The 15,652-nt window shown below is 73.9% G+C and carries 9 protein-coding genes; 5 read left to right on the forward strand and 4 right to left on the reverse strand.

All coding sequences use genetic code 11. The annotated features are described in order from the left end of the window. Position 1: 1 nt before the first annotated feature. The 3 genes from AB0J46_RS29850 to AB0J46_RS29860 all read right to left on the reverse strand — a co-directional run bounded on the left by AB0J46_RS29850 (position 2) and on the right by AB0J46_RS29860 (position 6,894). Positions 2-1,096, reverse strand: coding sequence for a glycosyltransferase family 4 protein (locus AB0J46_RS29850; RefSeq protein WP_364337549.1), 1,095 nt, complete (start codon positions 1,094-1,096; stop codon positions 2-4). A 29-nt stretch (positions 1,097-1,125) separates the two neighbouring features. Further along, complete coding sequence (locus tag AB0J46_RS29855; protein WP_364337551.1) at positions 1,126-3,303, reverse strand: glycogen debranching N-terminal domain-containing protein; 2,178 nt, start codon at positions 3,301-3,303, stop codon at positions 1,126-1,128. Positions 3,304-3,489: 186 nt separating this feature from the next. Beyond that, positions 3,490-6,894, reverse strand: a complete 3,405-nt coding sequence (locus tag AB0J46_RS29860; protein WP_364337553.1) for a phosphodiester glycosidase family protein — start codon at positions 6,892-6,894, stop codon at positions 3,490-3,492. A 105-nt stretch (positions 6,895-6,999) separates the two neighbouring features. Between AB0J46_RS29860 and AB0J46_RS29865 the strand changes: the two genes are divergently transcribed. Next, positions 7,000-8,193 (forward strand): cytochrome P450, encoded by a 1,194-nt coding sequence (locus AB0J46_RS29865; protein WP_364337555.1) that lies wholly within the window; start codon positions 7,000-7,002, stop codon positions 8,191-8,193. On the opposite strand, the gene AB0J46_RS29870 is transcribed toward AB0J46_RS29865, so the two are convergent. Continuing rightward, on the reverse strand, positions 8,153-10,402 hold the full coding sequence (locus AB0J46_RS29870; RefSeq protein ID WP_364337557.1) for a hypothetical protein: 2,250 nt from the start codon (positions 10,400-10,402) through the stop codon (positions 8,153-8,155). The two genes, AB0J46_RS29865 and AB0J46_RS29870, sit on opposite strands and share 41 nt — an antisense overlap. A 176-nt stretch (positions 10,403-10,578) precedes the next feature. Between AB0J46_RS29870 and AB0J46_RS29875 the strand changes: the two genes are divergently transcribed. The 4 genes from AB0J46_RS29875 to AB0J46_RS29890 all read left to right on the forward strand — a co-directional run bounded on the left by AB0J46_RS29875 (position 10,579) and on the right by AB0J46_RS29890 (position 15,576). Further along, entirely contained in the window at positions 10,579-11,154 is a 576-nt protein-coding gene (locus tag AB0J46_RS29875) for a DUF2690 domain-containing protein (protein WP_364337559.1), read from the forward strand. Between the two features lie 27 nt (positions 11,155-11,181). Beyond that, positions 11,182-13,785, forward strand: a complete 2,604-nt coding sequence (gene pulA, locus AB0J46_RS29880) for a pullulanase-type alpha-1,6-glucosidase (RefSeq protein ID WP_364337561.1) — start codon at positions 11,182-11,184, stop codon at positions 13,783-13,785. Positions 13,786-13,941: 156 nt separating this feature from the next. Continuing rightward, positions 13,942-14,652, forward strand: coding sequence for a hypothetical protein (locus tag AB0J46_RS29885; protein WP_364337563.1), 711 nt, complete (start codon positions 13,942-13,944; stop codon positions 14,650-14,652). A 201-nt stretch (positions 14,653-14,853) separates the two neighbouring features. Continuing rightward, positions 14,854-15,576 carry a VIT1/CCC1 transporter family protein gene (locus tag AB0J46_RS29890; protein WP_358010508.1) on the forward strand — a complete coding sequence of 241 codons (723 nt, stop codon included), beginning with the start codon at positions 14,854-14,856 and terminating at the stop codon, positions 15,574-15,576. Positions 15,577-15,652 lie beyond the last annotated feature (76 nt).

Consider the following 15,652-nt stretch of genomic DNA (forward strand, 5'->3'; position numbering starts at 1 on the left):
CTCACCGCCCGGCGGGCTCGCCGGTGAGCCCCGCCGGGCGGGGGGCGGCCAGCATGCGGCGGTAGACCGCCTCGTAGGCCGCGGCCATCGCGCTCACGCCGAAGTGCCGCTCGACGTGGGCGCGGCAGGCCCGCGGGTCGAGCCGCCCGGCCGCCTCGATCGCCGCGGGCAGCTCGGCCGGCTCCCGCAGGACGAACCCCGTCACGCCGTCCACCACGATCTCCGGCACCGCGCCCCGGCCGATGGCGACGACGGGCGTGCCGCAGGCCATGGCCTCGATCACCACCATGCCGAACGGCTCCTCCCACTGGATGGGGAAGACCATGCAGCGCGCGGCGGCCAGCAGCTCGCGCTTGCGCCCGGCGTCGGCCTCGCCCAGGTAGGTGACGCCGGGGCCGAGCCGCGGCCGTACGTGCTCGTCGAAGTAGACGTGCTCGCACGGCTCGGTGAGCTTGCCGGCCAGCACGATGCGGCGGCCCGCGGCGCGGGCGGCGTCGATGGCCAGGTGCGTGCCCTTGCTGTGGCTGAAGCGGCCCAGCCACAGCACCCAGTCCTCCTTGTCCTCCCGGAAGGGGAAGGAGGCCGTGTCGAGCGCGTTGTGCACGGTGGCGATCCAGTTGAGGTCCGGGGCATCGGCGCGCTGGGCGTCGGAGACGGCGATCAGGTTGACGTGCTCGCCGAGCGCCCGGTACACCTCGCCCAGCTCGCCGCCGGCATCGCCGTGGCAGGTGACCACGGTCGGCGTCGCCCGGCCGAGGGCGGTGAGCGGCCCGGCCAGCGAATGGTCGTGCACGATGTCGGCGGGCAGCCCTTCCAGCGCCCGCCAGGCCTGGGCGGCGTGCAGCACCTCGGGCAGCCCCTCGCCGATCCGCTCCGAGGGCGCCTCGGGGTAGGTGACCAGGAACTTGGCCGGGAGACCCGTGCTGCCCGCGCCGATCAGCGTCACCTCGTGGCCGCGGGCGGACAGGCCCGTGATCAGGTCGGCGAGCATCTGCTCGATCCCGCCGTAGGCCCGCGGCGGCACCTCCTCCCAGGGCGGAGCGACCATCACGATGCGCAGCGCGCCTTCCCAGTCGTCCTCGGCTTCCGTCGTCATTCCAGCACCTCCCCGTGTCGGTCCGGTCGTCACAACGCCGGCAGGCCGTGCGCCCTGCGGGCGGGGCCCGAGCGGCAGGCACCGCTGATCGGGCAGCGCGGTTCGGTGACCAGCTCGACGCCGTCGGGCAGGCCGGACACCAGCGGCGTGCCGTCCTCGCCCCTGACGCGGATGCCGACCCTGGAGTCGCCCACCGGCATGCCCTTGATCGTCACCTCCCCGAACCCCTCGGGCAGCGCCGGGACCAGCCACAGCTTCCCGTACGGCACCCACGGGTCCAGCCGCAGCAGCGTGCGCAGGAGCTGGATGGGCGCGGCGGCGGCCCACGCCTGCGGCGAGCACGACGTCGGGTACGGCACCGGCCGCCCGTACTCCTCCTTGCCGAACCCGCAGAACAGCTCCGGCAGCCGCCCCCCGAAGGCGTGCGCGGCCTCCAGCAGCCCGACGGCGATGCGCTGGGCCTCCTCGACGTGGCCGTAGCGCATCAGCCCGGCGGCGATGATCGCGCTGTCGTGCGGCCACACCGAGCCGTTGTGGTAGCTCATCGGGTTGTAGGCCCCCATGGACGAGGCCAGCGTGCGCACCCCGAACCCGGTGAACATCTCCGGCGAGAGCAGGTGGCGGGCCACCTGCTGGGCCTTGTCCTCGTCGGCGATGCCGGCCCACAGGCAGTGGCCCATGTTGGAGCCGAGGCCGTCGATGGGCCGGCCGCGCCCGTCCAGGCCCATGGCGTAGTAGCCGGGGCCGGGCAGCCAGAACCGCTCGTTGAACGCCTCCCTGATCGCCCGCGCCCGCTGCACGTAGCGCCGCTCGGCCGCCTCGTCGCCCTGCTGGCAGGCGAAGTGGGCGCGGGCGAGGTAGGCGGCGTAGACGTAGCCCTGCACCTCGGCCAGGGCGATCGGCGGGCGGGCGATGGTGCCGTCGGCGAAGTTGACGCCGTCGAAGGAGTCCTTCCAGCCCTGGTTGACCAGGCCGCGGTCGGTCTTGCGCTGGTACCAGACGAAGCCGTCGCGGCTGGCGTACTCCTCGATCCAGGCCAGGGCGGCGTCGGCGTGCGGCAGCAGCTCCTCGACCGCCTCGGGGTGCACGCCCCAGCGGCGCACCTCGCCGAGCAGCATGACGAACAGCGGGGTGGCGTCCACCGAGCCGTAGTACGCCCGCCCGCCGTACGGCGAGGAGCCGTCCTGGACGCCGAAGCGCAGCTCGTGCATGATCTTGCCGGGCTCCTCCTCCGACAGGGCGTCGACCTTGGTGCCCTGGAGCCGGGCCAGCCGGCGCAAGGTGCCGAGGGCGAGCGTCTGGTCCAGCGGCAGCGCCATCCAGGAGGTCAGCAGCGAGTCGCGGCCGAACAGCGTCATGAACCAGGGCGCGCCGGCGGCGATCGCGGGCGGCTCGTCGGGATGGTCGCGGTCGAACAGGCGCAGGCTGCCCAGGTCCTCGCGGGAGCGGGTCAGGGCCTCGACGAGAGCGGCGTTCGTGCTCTCCAGGACGGGGGTGCTGGCGGTCCACTCGGCCAGGCGGCGGGCCGGCTCGGCGTGGTGGGGGGGATGGGCGACCGGGAACCGGGCCGAGGACTCCTCGCCCTCGTGGACCGGCGTCACCAGCACGGTGACGTGCCATTCGCCGCGGGCGGGCACCACGACGTCGAAGGTGAGCAGGCCCGGCGCGGTGACGACCGGCGTGCCGGGCGGTTCGACGGCGATCCTGGCGCCGCGGGCGCGGCTGGGCGAGTAGACCTCGATGCCGCGTTCGCCGGGGTTCATCTCGACGTCCTCGGCGGGCCAGCTGCGTTCGGACTTCACCTCGAACAGGTCGGCCAGGTCGGCGCCGGCCTGCACGCACACGACGCAGCCCGCGGCCTCCTCGGACATGTTGCGCAGCGTGAGGTCCTCGCGCAGCCCGCCGCCGACGTACCGGTCGCGCACCACGAGCAGCGTGCTCTCCGCCCATCCGGGACGTGGCCGGGCCTTGCCGAGGAAGGTGGCGTGGTACGGCTCGCCCATGATGACCTGCAGCGGCTCGACGGGATGGTCGTCCACGCGCAGCATCCAGCGGGACAGCAGGCGGGTGTCGGCGTGGTAGACGCCCTGCGCGCCGCCGGGGACGATGTCGCCGCCGTGCTGGCACACGCAGAACGAGCCGCCCTCCACGAGCGTGACCGTGTCGCCCAGCGCGCCGGGTTGTCCCTCGAAGGTCCATGCGTTCACCGACGAACCCCCAGTCCTTCCCCCGGTCCCGCGCCTTGCGGGGGCAGGTCCCCGCACGTCAGGAGTGCTATCCGGAGGAAGAAGGGGAAATCCCATGACTGCCTAGATTCTTAACCCTTCATCCCGATATTTCGGTATATGGGAGGGTTTCGGCCGGGGAGGGTGGTTCCTCCCCGGCCGGGGGCCTCAGGCGGCGGCCTTGGCGGTGAGCGCCACGGTCGCCTGGCGGGTGACCCCGCTGACGGTGACCGCGACCGTCACCTGGCCCGCCCGCAGGGCCGTGATCGTGCCGGCGCCCGGGTCGAGCACCGCCACGTGCCACGGCTTGGCCGTCTGGCGGGTGCCGACGTGCAGGTTGGGCGAGCCGGACCAGGTGACCGAGACCGGGTAGGCGGCCGGGACGGCCCGGTCGTCCTGCCGGATCGCCGCCGTGACCGGCGCGGGCGCGCCGACGGCGACGGTCGCGGGCGCGGTCAGCGTCAGCTCGTCCACGTGCGGCCGCACCTGCGCGCCGATCCAGGTGGGCGCGTCGGTGAACCAGTTGCGCCGTACGTGCTCGGCCTCGGCGGGCGTCACGGGGTCCACGCCCCACAGCGACCAGCCGGTGAAGCCGCCGTCCTCGGGGGCGGTGGCCGGGTTCTTGCCGGAGTTGCCGTTGATGAAGTACGGCACCGCGTCCACGCGCGAGGCGTTGAACGTGCCCACGTGGCCGCCGATGAAGGCCGCGCCCTTGCCGGTGTCGCGCTGGAAGCCGGCCAGCCAGCCCTCGACCAGCGCGGCCTCCTTCCGGTCGCCGAGCTGGCTGCCCTTGCCCGGCGTGGGGTCGCGCGGCGGCACGTGGAACAGCACGGCGACCGACCCGACGGAGGCGTCCTTGGCCGCCTTGTCGAGCTCGGAGCGGAGCATCGCGACCTGGTCGTAGCCGCCGCCGCGCAGGTTCAGGCGGGAGGTGTCCAGGGTGACGAAGCGGGTGCCCTTGTGGTCGAAGGTGCCGTACGTGTCGCCGAAGACGGCCTTGAAGTTGTCGATCTTGCCGCCCATGACCTCATGGTTGCCGGGGATGTAGTGATATTTCAGCTCTCCTCCCAGCTCCTCGTCGAGGATCTTCTTCGCCAGCGCGAAGTCCTCCGGCGACGCCTCGTCCACCAGGTCGCCGTTGATCAGCAGGAAGTCGGGCTTGGCGGCCTTGATCTCCTTGAGCGTGCGGCGGGCGTTCCTGACGATGTCGCTGTCGGGATTCCTGGCCACGAACTGGGCGTCCGACATGACCGCGAACCGCCAGGGCGCCTTGGCCACGTCCGCCCTGACCACGGGGTCGGCGATCTTGGGCACGGCGGGCGCGGTGATCGACGGCGGCACCTTGGCCACCAGGCCGTCGATCAGGATGTCGTTGCTGTACTTGGCGTCGGCCCTGGTCTCGGCCACGTAGAAGCGCCGGAGCTTGAGCGGGTAGTTGACCCCGGCGGGCACCGGGAACTCGACGTACTGCCAGCCGGTCCACGTCATGTACGGCCCGCGCAGGATCTGCGACTGGCCGAGCGCGTCGTAGAACTCCAGGCTGGGCCACTCCCCCTTGCCGGTGGAGTTGATCCACAGCCCGAACGCCTGCGGCTGCCCGTCCACCACGATCTGCTGCGGCGGACTGGCGTACGCGGCCCGGGTGGCGGTCGAGGTGGTGAAGTCGTAGGACAGCTTGAGCCCGCCGCCGCTCTGGCCCGGCGCGGCCGACAGCGAGCCGGTGGCGCGGGCGGCGGCGAAGGTCCACTTGGCCGCGTCCTCGAAGTCGGCGACCGGCTTGGACTCGAAGCCGACCGTCACCGGCACGGCCGTGGTGATCTTGCCGACCTTGGCGGTGATCAGCCCGGAGCCGGTGGCCTGCCGGGCCTTGACGGTGAAGTACCCGTGCTCGGCCGGGGTGACCTCGAACAGGTTCCGGTCGTAGTCGAGCGTGAGGTCGTCCGGCTCGATGGGCGCGGAGTTGCCGTTGTGGTCGTAGCCGACGACGCCGAAGGCGGCGCTGCCGTCGGCGCCCGAGATGCCGAGCCGGTCGGCCGTGGCGCCGAGCCGCTGCAGCGGCTGGAGCACGGTCAGGCCGATCGTGCCCTTGGCGCCGCCGCGCGCGGCGGTGACCGTGGTCTGGCCGGGCACCAGGGCGTGGAACCTGCCGTTCCTGATCACGCCGTGCACGGCCGGGTTGGCCCGCCAGGACGGCGTGCCGCCCGCGGGGCCGTACGTCTCGTCGTAGCCGGCGGCGGTCAGCCGCCTGGTGAGGCCGGGGAAGACGCGGTCGGGGCGGCCGCCCGCGACTGGGCCGACGCCGGGCGCCTTGGCCGGGTCGCTCGCGGTCTCCAGCCAGAAGCCCTTGAGCTTGCCGCTGCCCTCGGGCGCGTACAGCGCCAGGCCGTTGGGCACGTGGCGCTCGCCGCCGTCGGAGGGGCTGTTCTCCACCTGCACCTCGGCCGAGCCGGGCTCGCGCGCCAGCAGGGTGGAGGAGCCGCCGCCGTCGAGGTTGAGCGCGTTGGCCGCGCCCAGGTCCACCATCATGGCGGCCAGCTCGTTGAGCGTGACGCCGCGGCTGTCGGCCTGGCGGCCGTCCACGGTCAGCAGGTACATCTTCCTGCCGTCGGCGGAGAAGCCCACGGCGGTGCGCGGGTGCGCGGCCGGGTCGGTGCTGTTCTGCACGACGCCGTCCTTGACCAGGACGTAGTTGCCGCCGACGGCCGCCTTGACGGCGGCGCCGTCCGACGCCTTCGGCTGGTACTTCACGTCCACGCGGTCGCCGGCCTTCAGGGCCGACAGGGCGGCGGCGCCGACGTCCCGGCCGAGCAGGATCGTGGTGCCGGCCGGGATGGGCCCGGTGCCGGCGGCGTTGCGCACCTCGGTGACCACGCCGTCCACCAGCACGACCTCGGCGACCGTGGCGGCGCCCTCGACGGCGCGGGCCCGGCTGTAGGAGCCCCACAGCGGCGTGAACAGGCCGACGCCGCCGTTCTGGACCATCTGGTTGAACTGGGTGAGCGCGATCGGCGCACCGCCGGAGGGCGTGGCGGTGCCCTCGAAGTACATCTTGAGCACCCGCCCGACGCCGTCGCCGGTGACGGCGACCGCGTTGTCGTGCCCGGCGGCCGGCGACTGGACCAGCGTGCCGTCCTGCACGCCGATGCCCTGGGCGGCGCCGGAGTTGTTGATGTCGAAGAAGTCGCCGTTGACCGCCGCCACCGCGCGGGAGCGCCCCGCGGGGCCGGACAGCGGCTCGGTCTTGGTCACCTCGCCGGAGAAGACGTAGTCGGCCCTGGGCCCGCCCTTGCCGCCGAGGTCGGCGGTCAGCGCGTCGGCGCGCAGCCAGCCCAGCGCGTCATAGGTGTCGAACGAGGTCAGCGAGAGGCCCGGCGCGACCGGCCGAGTCCTCTTGGCCGTCTCCAGCCGGGGCTGCCCGGCGGTGGCCTGGCTGATCAGCGTGGAGGGCGGCGGGTAGGAGGACGCCTTCAGCGCGTCCTCGGCGGGCGGGGCGGGGTCGGCCTGCGCGGGCGCGCTCAGGGCCACCGGCCCTAACACGAGCGCGGCGGCGGCCAGGAAACGGAGGGTCTGCACGACCGAACTCAATCGTTCGTGGATATAAGTTTCAAGACTTCGGAGTGAACTAAAAGAAAATTTCAGATCTTGTGGCGTCCCGGACCAGGCCGGACGATGGGACGCGTGGATCGACAGGCGCTCTACCGCGACCCGTACCCGCTCTACGCCCGCGCCCGCGCCGCCCCCGGGCTCACCTTCGTCGAGGAGCTGGACGCCTGGCTGGTGGCCCGGCACGACGACGTGCGCGAGGTGCTGTCCAGGCCGGACGACTTCTCCTCCCGGGGCGCTCTGCAGCCTGACGTGATGCCGAGCCCGCGGGCCTTCGCCGAGCTGGCCGGGGTGCCCGGCGGCGCGCCCGTGGTGCTGAGCACCGACGGCGAGGCGCACCGGCGCTACCGCAGGCCGCTCGCCCGCGGCCTGTCGCCCGCCCGGGTGGCCGCCGCCCTGCCGTTCGTCACCGCCACGGCCGCCGACCTGGTCACCGCGTTCGCCGAGGCGGGCGGGGGCGAGTGGATGTCCCGTTACGCCAGGCCGCTGCCCGCCGCCGTGATCGGCCACCTGCTGGGCCTGGACCCGGCCGACGTGCCCACCGCGATCAGGGGCGGCTTCCGGGCCGAGGACCTGCTGTTCACCCCGATGCCCGAGGACGAGCAGATCGCCGCCGCCCGCGACGTGGCCGCGCTGCGGCGGCTGCTGGCCGCCCACGCCGCCCGTTCAGGCGAATCCGGCGACCTGACCGGCGAGGTGGTGCGCGGCCTGGCGCCCGGCCCCGGCGAGCCGACGGCCGCCCAGCGCGACGAGATCGCCTCCAACGTCGAGAACGTCATGCTCGCCGGACATCTCACCACGACCGCGCTGCTCGGCTCGGTCGTGCACCGCCTGCTGCGCGACCGCCGCCAGTGGGAGCTGCTGTGCGCGAGCCCGGCCGAGCTGATCCCGGCCGCGATCGAGGAGGCCGCCCGGTACGAGGCGCCCGTCCAGGGCTTCCGCCGCCGCGTCACCAGGCCGCTCACCCTGGCCGGCACGCCCTTGGACGAGGGCTCGGCAATCTTCGTCTCCTTCGCCTCGGCCGGCCGCGACGAGGCGGTGCACGAGCGGCCCGACGTCTTCGACATCACCCGGCCGCGCGCCCGCCATCTGGCGTTCGGCCACGGCGTGCACGGCTGCCCCGGCGCGTTCCTGGCCCGCGAGCAGCTCCGGGTGACGCTGGAGCTGCTGGTGGCCGAGCTGCCCGGCCTCCGGCTGGCCCGCGAGGACGTCGTGATGACCGCCACGCTCATCCACCGCGCGCCCGAGGAACTCCATCTGACCTGGTGAGCCGGGCCAGGGTCTCCTCGTAGGCCGGGTCGAGCCAGTAGTCGGAGTGCCAGCGCGCCTCGGGCAGCGGCTCGCCCGGCCCGGGCTGGAGCGGGTCCCAGCAGAACCGGTCGACGGTCTGCTCCCCCTCGCCCGCCGGACGCGGCCCGAACGGGTCGACCCGGCGGAAGACCGGCCCCCCGATGGGGTCGCTCAGCCGGTACAGGTTCGTCCAGCGGACGGCGTCGCGCATCGCCGACAGGCCGGGGGTGCCGAAGTAGGCGGGGAAGAAGGCGGCGTACAGGCGGCGCAGCGGCGAGCCGTGGGTGAGCAGCCGGACGCGGGGCCGCAGCTCGGGCCGTACCTGGAGGACGAGCGCGGCGGTGAGCACGCTGCCCTGGCTGTGGCCGGACAGCACCACCTCGTCGTCGGCGGTCCTGGTCAGGGTCTTGACCCGGGCGAGCAGCTCGGGGATCACCCGCTCGGTGTAGCAGGGCGGCGCCAGCGGGTGGATGGCCCTGGGCCAGAAGGTCGAGACGTCCCACAGGATGCCGACCGTGCGGCGCAGCCGCGTGTCGCTGTACGTGCGCCGGCCCAGCAGGACCAGGCCCACGACGATCGCCGTCATGGCCCAGCTCCCGATCGAGGCCAGCAGCCCGGCCAGCCCGCCCACCGGGGCGAACAGGTGGAACCGGTAGATCACGGTCACCGCGCCGGAACCGGTCACGCCGATGCCGGTGAGCACGGCCAGCACGAGCCCGGCGCGGTCGGTGAGGGCGGCCAGCGCCCACTTGCCGGCCACGTCACGGTCGTAGGCGCCGTAGTAGGGGGTCAGCTTCGGGGTGAGCGCGGCGGCGGCCGACCCGCGGGCCAGCCACAGCTCGGCCGCCACGGCGACGAACCCGAGCACCAGCAGCGGCACGAGCGCGGCCGTCCACCAGACCGGGTCGTCGAGGTAGAGCCTGCGGTCGATCGGCCCCGGTTCGGCGACCGAGGCGGGCACGCCGAAGAACGTGGCGGTCCAGAACAGCAGGCCGAGGGCGAGCACGTTGGCGCTGCCGGCCGCCACCATCAGCGTGAACCAGGCCGCCATGCCGCACATCGCCCGCCGCTCGATCGGGTCGCCGGTCTCGGCCGGCCGGTCCATGCGCGCCAGGACGAACGTCGCCACCAGGATGAACAGCCCGAGCCCGACAGTCAGCGCGAACTGGAACGCTCCAACGCCGATGCCGGGCAGCTGCCGCCCCGGCAGCGCGGGCGACATCCCGGTAAGGGCGGCGGCGATCGTGGCCACGAAGGCCAGCGGCCCGGCCACCCGCAGCGCCCGGCACGCGCCGGTGAGCCAGGGCGGCACCGCCTCGCCGGGGGCCAGCCGCCTGGCGATGCCGGGCAGCGCCGCCAGCACCGCGGCGGCCACCTGGACGGCGGCGTTGGCGGCCGTCAGCGCCAGCCCCCGCGGGTCGCCCACGAACGGCGCCGACACCGCCAGGCCGATCGACCCCAGCGCGAAGGCGACGTGCACGGCCCGCAACCGCCACACGGGCGCGCCGCCGTGCCACAACCGCGGCCGGGCCAGCAACGGCCCGGGACGCGAGCCGCCGTCGTGCGGGATGCCGGTCTGCTCGTCGCGCTCCCAGGTGCGCCGCGCCAGCCACCACAGCAGCACGACCACCGCGAACGGCGCCAGCGCGGCGACCGCCAGCCGCCGCGAAGGGTCGGCGCCCCACAACTCGCTCATCCAGTGGACCGAGGCCGGCGCGCTCTCGCGGGCGCAGGCCCGGCCGGCCGCGGTGCACTGCCAGCCGACGAGGTCGACGCTCGCCCGGGTGACCGCGCCCACGAGAGTGCCGGTGAGCAGCAGCGCGAACAGCCGCTGCGCCGCCTCGGCCACGTGCCGCAGGCGGGCGCCGGCCGGAGGTCTGGGGAGCATGAAGTAGGACAGGTTGGCCAGGGAGAAGGGCAGCAGGAGCAGCCAGAGGGCGATGGTCCTGCCGCCCGAGGTGAGGCCGCCCCAGGCGTAGGCCTCGCGGTGGCGGACGCCGGGCACGTCGTCCTGCTCGCCGTCGGGCCGGCCGCCGGGCCACCAGCGGCGGTAGAAGCCGGTGGTGGCGTCGCCGGCGATCTGGCGGGGGTGGGGATGGTTGAGGATGCTCGCCGGCGGGGTGCCGGAGACGCCGTGCACACGTAGTTCGGTCATGCCTCCGCAGGTGGGGTCCAGGAATCCGTCCATGAGCCCAGGATCACGCAAAGTCACCGATTACGCAAAGTAATGACACGGTCACGAAAATGGAGGCGTGTTCTCCGGCCCTCTCCTGGCGGCCAGAGCCCTGTGGGGAAAGCCGCATTTCCGCACATCGGGGGCTTGCCGGGCGTACAGCTGAAGCAAGCGCACTGAAGCGAGGCATCATGACGACGGCGCTGCCGCAGCGGCATCCACCGGGACCGAACGACCAGATCCGCTCCGCGCGGATCAACGGCTGGTTCGCGGTGCTCGCGGCGGTGCTGGCGGCGGTGGTGACCTTCGTCGGCACGGTCGCCTACCAGGAGGCCGCCAAGGAACGCCAGGGCTGCGCCGCGACCCCGAGCCGCGAGAACTGCGACAAGAAGGACGCGAGCGTCACCGGCTGCGACAAGGACGCGGTCACCGTGCCGGGCGGCACCGCCGTGCGGACGGTCGCCGCCGGGAGGATGATCCTGGAGCTGCGCTGGAGCCGCACCTGCCGGACCCTGTGGGCACGGGCGCAGCCGCAGAACGACGTCTTCTATCTCCAGCCCTGGACAGAGCCCGACAGAAAGGACGCGACCCGCTTCTTCGCGGCAGGCGAGCGCACCCGGGGATGGCTGGAGTCGCCGATGGCCTTCAGCCCGGGAGGGAACGTCGCCGCCAAGGCGTGCTCCTTCGGCGGCCACGGCCGGGCGGACGCCGAATACGCCTGCACGGCCATGCTGATGCCCGACGGGACCGACGTCACCGAGAGCTAGGGCCTGCGCCCGGCGCGGCGTCCTCGCATGGGCCGCCGCCGTGCGGGCACCATGATCTACGTGACCGCGATCGGCGACGGCGAGGCGCGGGCCCACTGGATCGACAGGGAGACGGTCGTCTGGACGGTGGATCCGTCGCTGACGCACGCGCTGGCCTGTGCCCCGGCCGGCGGCATCGCCTGCCACGACGGCCGACTGACCGGCCATGCCGTGACCGTCCCGCTCACGCCGGGCGCGCTGGACGACGTGCGGCGGCGGGCGTGGCCGCACCTGGCCGGCGGCACCGCGCTCAAGCTGCGCCCCGAGGACGCCGGGCTGGTGAAGGAGGCCCTGCGCGGCCAGGTGGTGGCCGTGGCCCGAGACGGCTCGGGCGCGGTGGCCGCGGCGACCGGCGTGCAGATCCCGGGCGTGCTCGACGACGTCTACGCCGGGGCCGTGCGCGCCGGCCTCGGGCCGTCCGGACGGCTGCTGCCCCGGCTGGCGCTCTGGGCCCCCACCGCACGGCGGGTGGAGCTGGCGCTCGGCGGCCGCCGGCACGCGATGCGGCTGGACGAGGAGACCGGCGTGTGGTCGATCCGCGGCCTGCCCACCTGGTACGGCAAGGACTACACCTACCGCGTTACCGTCTACTCCCCCGCCGCGGGAGGCGTCGTCACGAACGAGGTCACCGACCCCTACAGCCTGGCCACCGCGCCCGACGGGGTGCGCAGCAGGCTGGTGAGCCTGGACGACCCCGCGTTCAAGCCGCCCGGCTGGGACCGGCTGGCCAAGCCCGCCCCGGTCCCGCTGGACCGCGCGGTCATCTACGAGCTGCACGTACGCGACTTCTCCGCCTCCGACGCCACCGTGCCCGAGGAGCTGCGCGGCACGTACGCGGCCTTCGGCCACGACGGCGACGGCATGCGCGAGCTGCGCGCGCTGGCCGCGGACGGGCTCACCCACGTGCACCTGCTGCCGGTGTTCGACGTGGCCACGATCCCCGAGCGCCGGTCGGACCGGACCGAGCCCGGCTGCGACCTCGCCGCCCTGCCGCCCGACTCCGAACGGCAGCAGGAGATCGTGGCGCTCACCGCGGACCGCGACTCCTTCAACTGGGGCTACGACCCGCTGCACTACACCGTCCCGGAAGGCTCGTACGCGACCGACCCGGACGAGCGGATCAGGGAGTTCCGCGCCATGGTCGCCGCGCTGAACGAGGCCGGGCTGCGCGTGGTCATGGACGTGGTCTACAACCACACCCACTCGGCGGACGTGCTGGACCCGATCGTGCCCGGCTACTACCACCGCCTGCTGGAGGACGGCTCCCTGGCCACCTCCACCTGCTGCGCCAACACCGCGCCCGAGCACGCCATGATGGGCCGGCTGGTGGTCGACTCGGTGCGCACCTGGGCCAGGCAGTACAAGGTGGACGGCTTCCGCTTCGACCTCATGGGCCACCACCCGAAGGCCAACATCCTGGCCGTGCGCGCCGCGCTCGACGCGCTCACCCCCGAGCGCGACGGCGTGGACGGCCGCGCGATCATCCTGTACGGCGAGGGCTGGAGCTTCGGCGAGGTGGCCGGCGACGCCAGGTTCGAGCAGGCCACGCAGGCCAACATGGCCGGCACCGGCATCGGCACGTTCGACGACCGGCTGCGGGACGCGGTGCGCGGCGGCGGCCCGTTCGACGGCGACCCGCGCGTGCAGGGGTACGGCTCGGGCCTGGCCGGCGCGCCCAACGGCGCGCCCGCCAACGGCTCGGCGGAGCAGCAGCGCGAGCGCCTGCGCCACTGCACCGAGCTGGTCATGCTGGGCCTGACCGGCGGCCTGCGCGACTACGTGCTGCCCTCGGGCCGCGCGGGCTCGCAGGTCGGCCACAACGGCGCCGCCGCCGGTTACGCCGCCCGGCCGGACGACGTCGTGTCGTACGTGGACGCGCACGACAACGAGACGCTGTTCGACGCGCTGGCCTACAAGCTGCCCGCGGGCACGCCGATGGCCGACCGGGTGCGCATGCAGGTGCTGTCGCTGGCCACGGTGCTGCTGGGGCAGGGGGCGGCGTTCGTGCACGCGGGCAGCGAGCGGCTGCGCTCGAAGTCGCTCGACCGCAACTCCTACGACTCCGGCGACTGGTTCAACCGGCTGCTGTGGGACTGCTCGGCGGGCAACGGGTTCGGCGCGGGCCTGCCGCCGCGGGCGGACAACGAGGCGGCCTGGCCGTACGCCCGGCCGCTGCTGGCCGACCCGGCCCTGCGTCCGGGCTGCGCGGCGATCGGGGCGGCGCGGGCGGCGTTCGGGGAGCTGCTGCGGATCAGGGCCTCGACCCCGGCGTTCGCGCTGGGCACGGCGGAGGAGGTGCGGCGGCGGCTGTCGTTCCCGGCCGGCGGCGAGGGCGTGATCGTGATGCGGGTGGACACCGCGGGGCTGGACCCGCGCTGGGACGCGGTGGTCGTGGTGCTCAACCCCACCCCGTCGCCCTGCACGCGGGCGCCGGGGGTGCCGCCGGGCCGCCGGGTGGCGCTGCACCCGGTGCAGGCCGCGTCGGCGGACGAGGTGGTCAGGCGGTCGTCCTACGACCCGGCGGCCGGCACGCTGACAGTTCCGGCCCGTACGGCCGCCGTTTTCGCGATAAATGCCGAAAATTCCTCATAAATTAAATTCTTTGGTGCCATAACCATGAATAGCGGTTGAGGAATGATCGCATCGCCTGAGGGAACCATTCCTGTGGAAGATGCCCGATCACTGGCTTTGACGCGCCCGACAGCGCAAACTGGCTGGACGGCGATCGCGTGGAGCATGGAGCACCCCGTGGACAATCACCTTGATCACATGCCGGTCCTGTCCCGCGGCAGGCATCGCAACCCGAAGCGCGGCGCCTGTTTCATGGAACTGGCGTCCTACCTGGCCGGCGAGCGGTGGAGCGACCACCCGGCCTGCACCCATCCGCTGCTGGCCGCGCTCGCCCGCCTGGTCAACGACAACACCGGCGACGAGAGCCGCGCTCAGCTGGTCGGGCTCGTGCCGTCCATCATCGGGCTGGCCGGCGACGACCTGCGGATCGACGCGCACATCGCGCTGCGCTGCGCGACCACGGCCCTGCCCGTCGCCGCCGCCGAGCGCCAGCTCGCGCTCGCGGTGTCGGTGCTGGCGGCCGAGGAGATGCTGGCCAGGCTCGACGGCGCGCCGTCCGGCCGGCTGAGCGAGCTGAGCCGCAGGGCGATGGAGCAGGTGCCGCACGCGGCCGAGCAGGCCAGGCGCTTCAGCCGGGCCGCCAAGATCACCGAGAAGGGCTTCCGCCGGTACGCGGCGCCCAACGCGGTGCAGCTCGCCGTGGTCGGCATCGTCCAGGCGTGCATCAAGGACCCCGACGCGCTGCTGCGCAGGCTGCTGGAGGACGCGATCGCCGACTGCGACGCGATCGTCAACGGCCCGAGGGCCGCCCGGTCCGGTGCCGCTCAGCCCGATCCCGCTCAGCCCGGTCCCGCTGAGCCGGCTCCCGCCAGCCCGGCGCACGCCTGACCCCGTCCGCGTCCCTCCGGCTCCCGCGCGCCGCGGGCTCCGGGGGGACGTTCGCGTTTCCCGTCCCCGGGCGCGTGGTCGCGCGTGCACGGTCGGTGACGCAGGGGGAAAACCGCAGATCAGGCTAGCCTCTCCTTCGTTGCGGATCATGCCGGAAGGGCCTAGATTCCGTGACGAACTGCCAATAAGGGGAGGATTGTCATGACGATTGAGCTTGCCCGGCCCTACTCTCCTGAGAAGCACCACAGCCACCGTGACGTCACCGGCGGCTGGTTGCGCCCGGCGGTGTTCGGGGCGATGGACGGCCTGGTCTCCAACGTGGCGCTCATCGCCGGCGTCGTGGGCGCCGCGGGCGCCGGGCGCGGCGCGGTGCTCGCCGGGTTCGCCGGCCTGGTCGCGGGGGCCTGTTCGATGGCGGCGGGCGAATACACGTCGGTGCGCTCCCAGACCGAGCTGATGCGGGCCGAGATCGCCGTGGAGCGGCGCGAGCTGGCCCGCAACCCCGACGGCGAGCGGGCCGAGCTGGCCGCCCTCTACCGGTCGCGCGGCCTGGACGCCGACCTCGCCCGCCGGGTCGCCGAGGGGCTGTCGGCCGATCCGGAGCAGGCGTTGCGCGTGCACGTGCGCGAGGAGCTGGGCGTCGACCCCGACGACCTGCCCTCGCCCTACCTGGCGGCCGGCTCGTCGTTCCTCGCCTTCGCCGCGGGGGCGCTGGTGCCGCTGGCGCCGTTCCTGTTCGGGGCGTCGGGGCTGTTCCTGGCGCTGGCGCTGAGCATGGTGGCGCTGTTCGGGTTCGGCGCGGCGGTGGCGGTGATGACCGCGCGGCCGTGGTGGCTGGGCGGCCTGCGCCAGCTCGGGCTGGGCGCGGGCGCCGCCGCCGTCACCTTCGGCCTCGGACACCTGCTCGGCGTCGCCGTCTCCTGACGCGGCCGCGCACCGCTCATGGCCGCGCCGTCTCCCGACGTGGCCGCGCACTGTTCATGGCCGGGCCGTCGAGGGG

Origin of the sequence: Nonomuraea sp. NPDC049758, from assembly GCF_040674635.1 — a bacterium.
Taxonomy (GTDB): Bacteria; Actinomycetota; Actinomycetes; order Streptosporangiales; family Streptosporangiaceae; genus Nonomuraea.

Excerpts from the sequence above, each read along its gene's own strand:
- AB0J46_RS29850 (WP_364337549.1), bottom strand. The coding sequence starts at position 1,096 with ATGACGACGGAAGCCGAGGACGACTGGGAAGGCGCGCTGCGCATCGTG.
- AB0J46_RS29870 (WP_364337557.1), bottom strand. The coding sequence starts at position 10,402 with ATGGACGGATTCCTGGACCCCACCTGCGGAGGCATGACCGAACTACGT.
- AB0J46_RS29875 (WP_364337559.1), top strand. The coding sequence starts at position 10,579 with ATGACGACGGCGCTGCCGCAGCGGCATCCACCGGGACCGAACGACCAG.
- pulA (WP_364337561.1), top strand. The coding sequence starts at position 11,182 with ATGGGCCGCCGCCGTGCGGGCACCATGATCTACGTGACCGCGATCGGC.
- AB0J46_RS29890 (WP_358010508.1), top strand. The coding sequence starts at position 14,854 with ATGACGATTGAGCTTGCCCGGCCCTACTCTCCTGAGAAGCACCACAGC.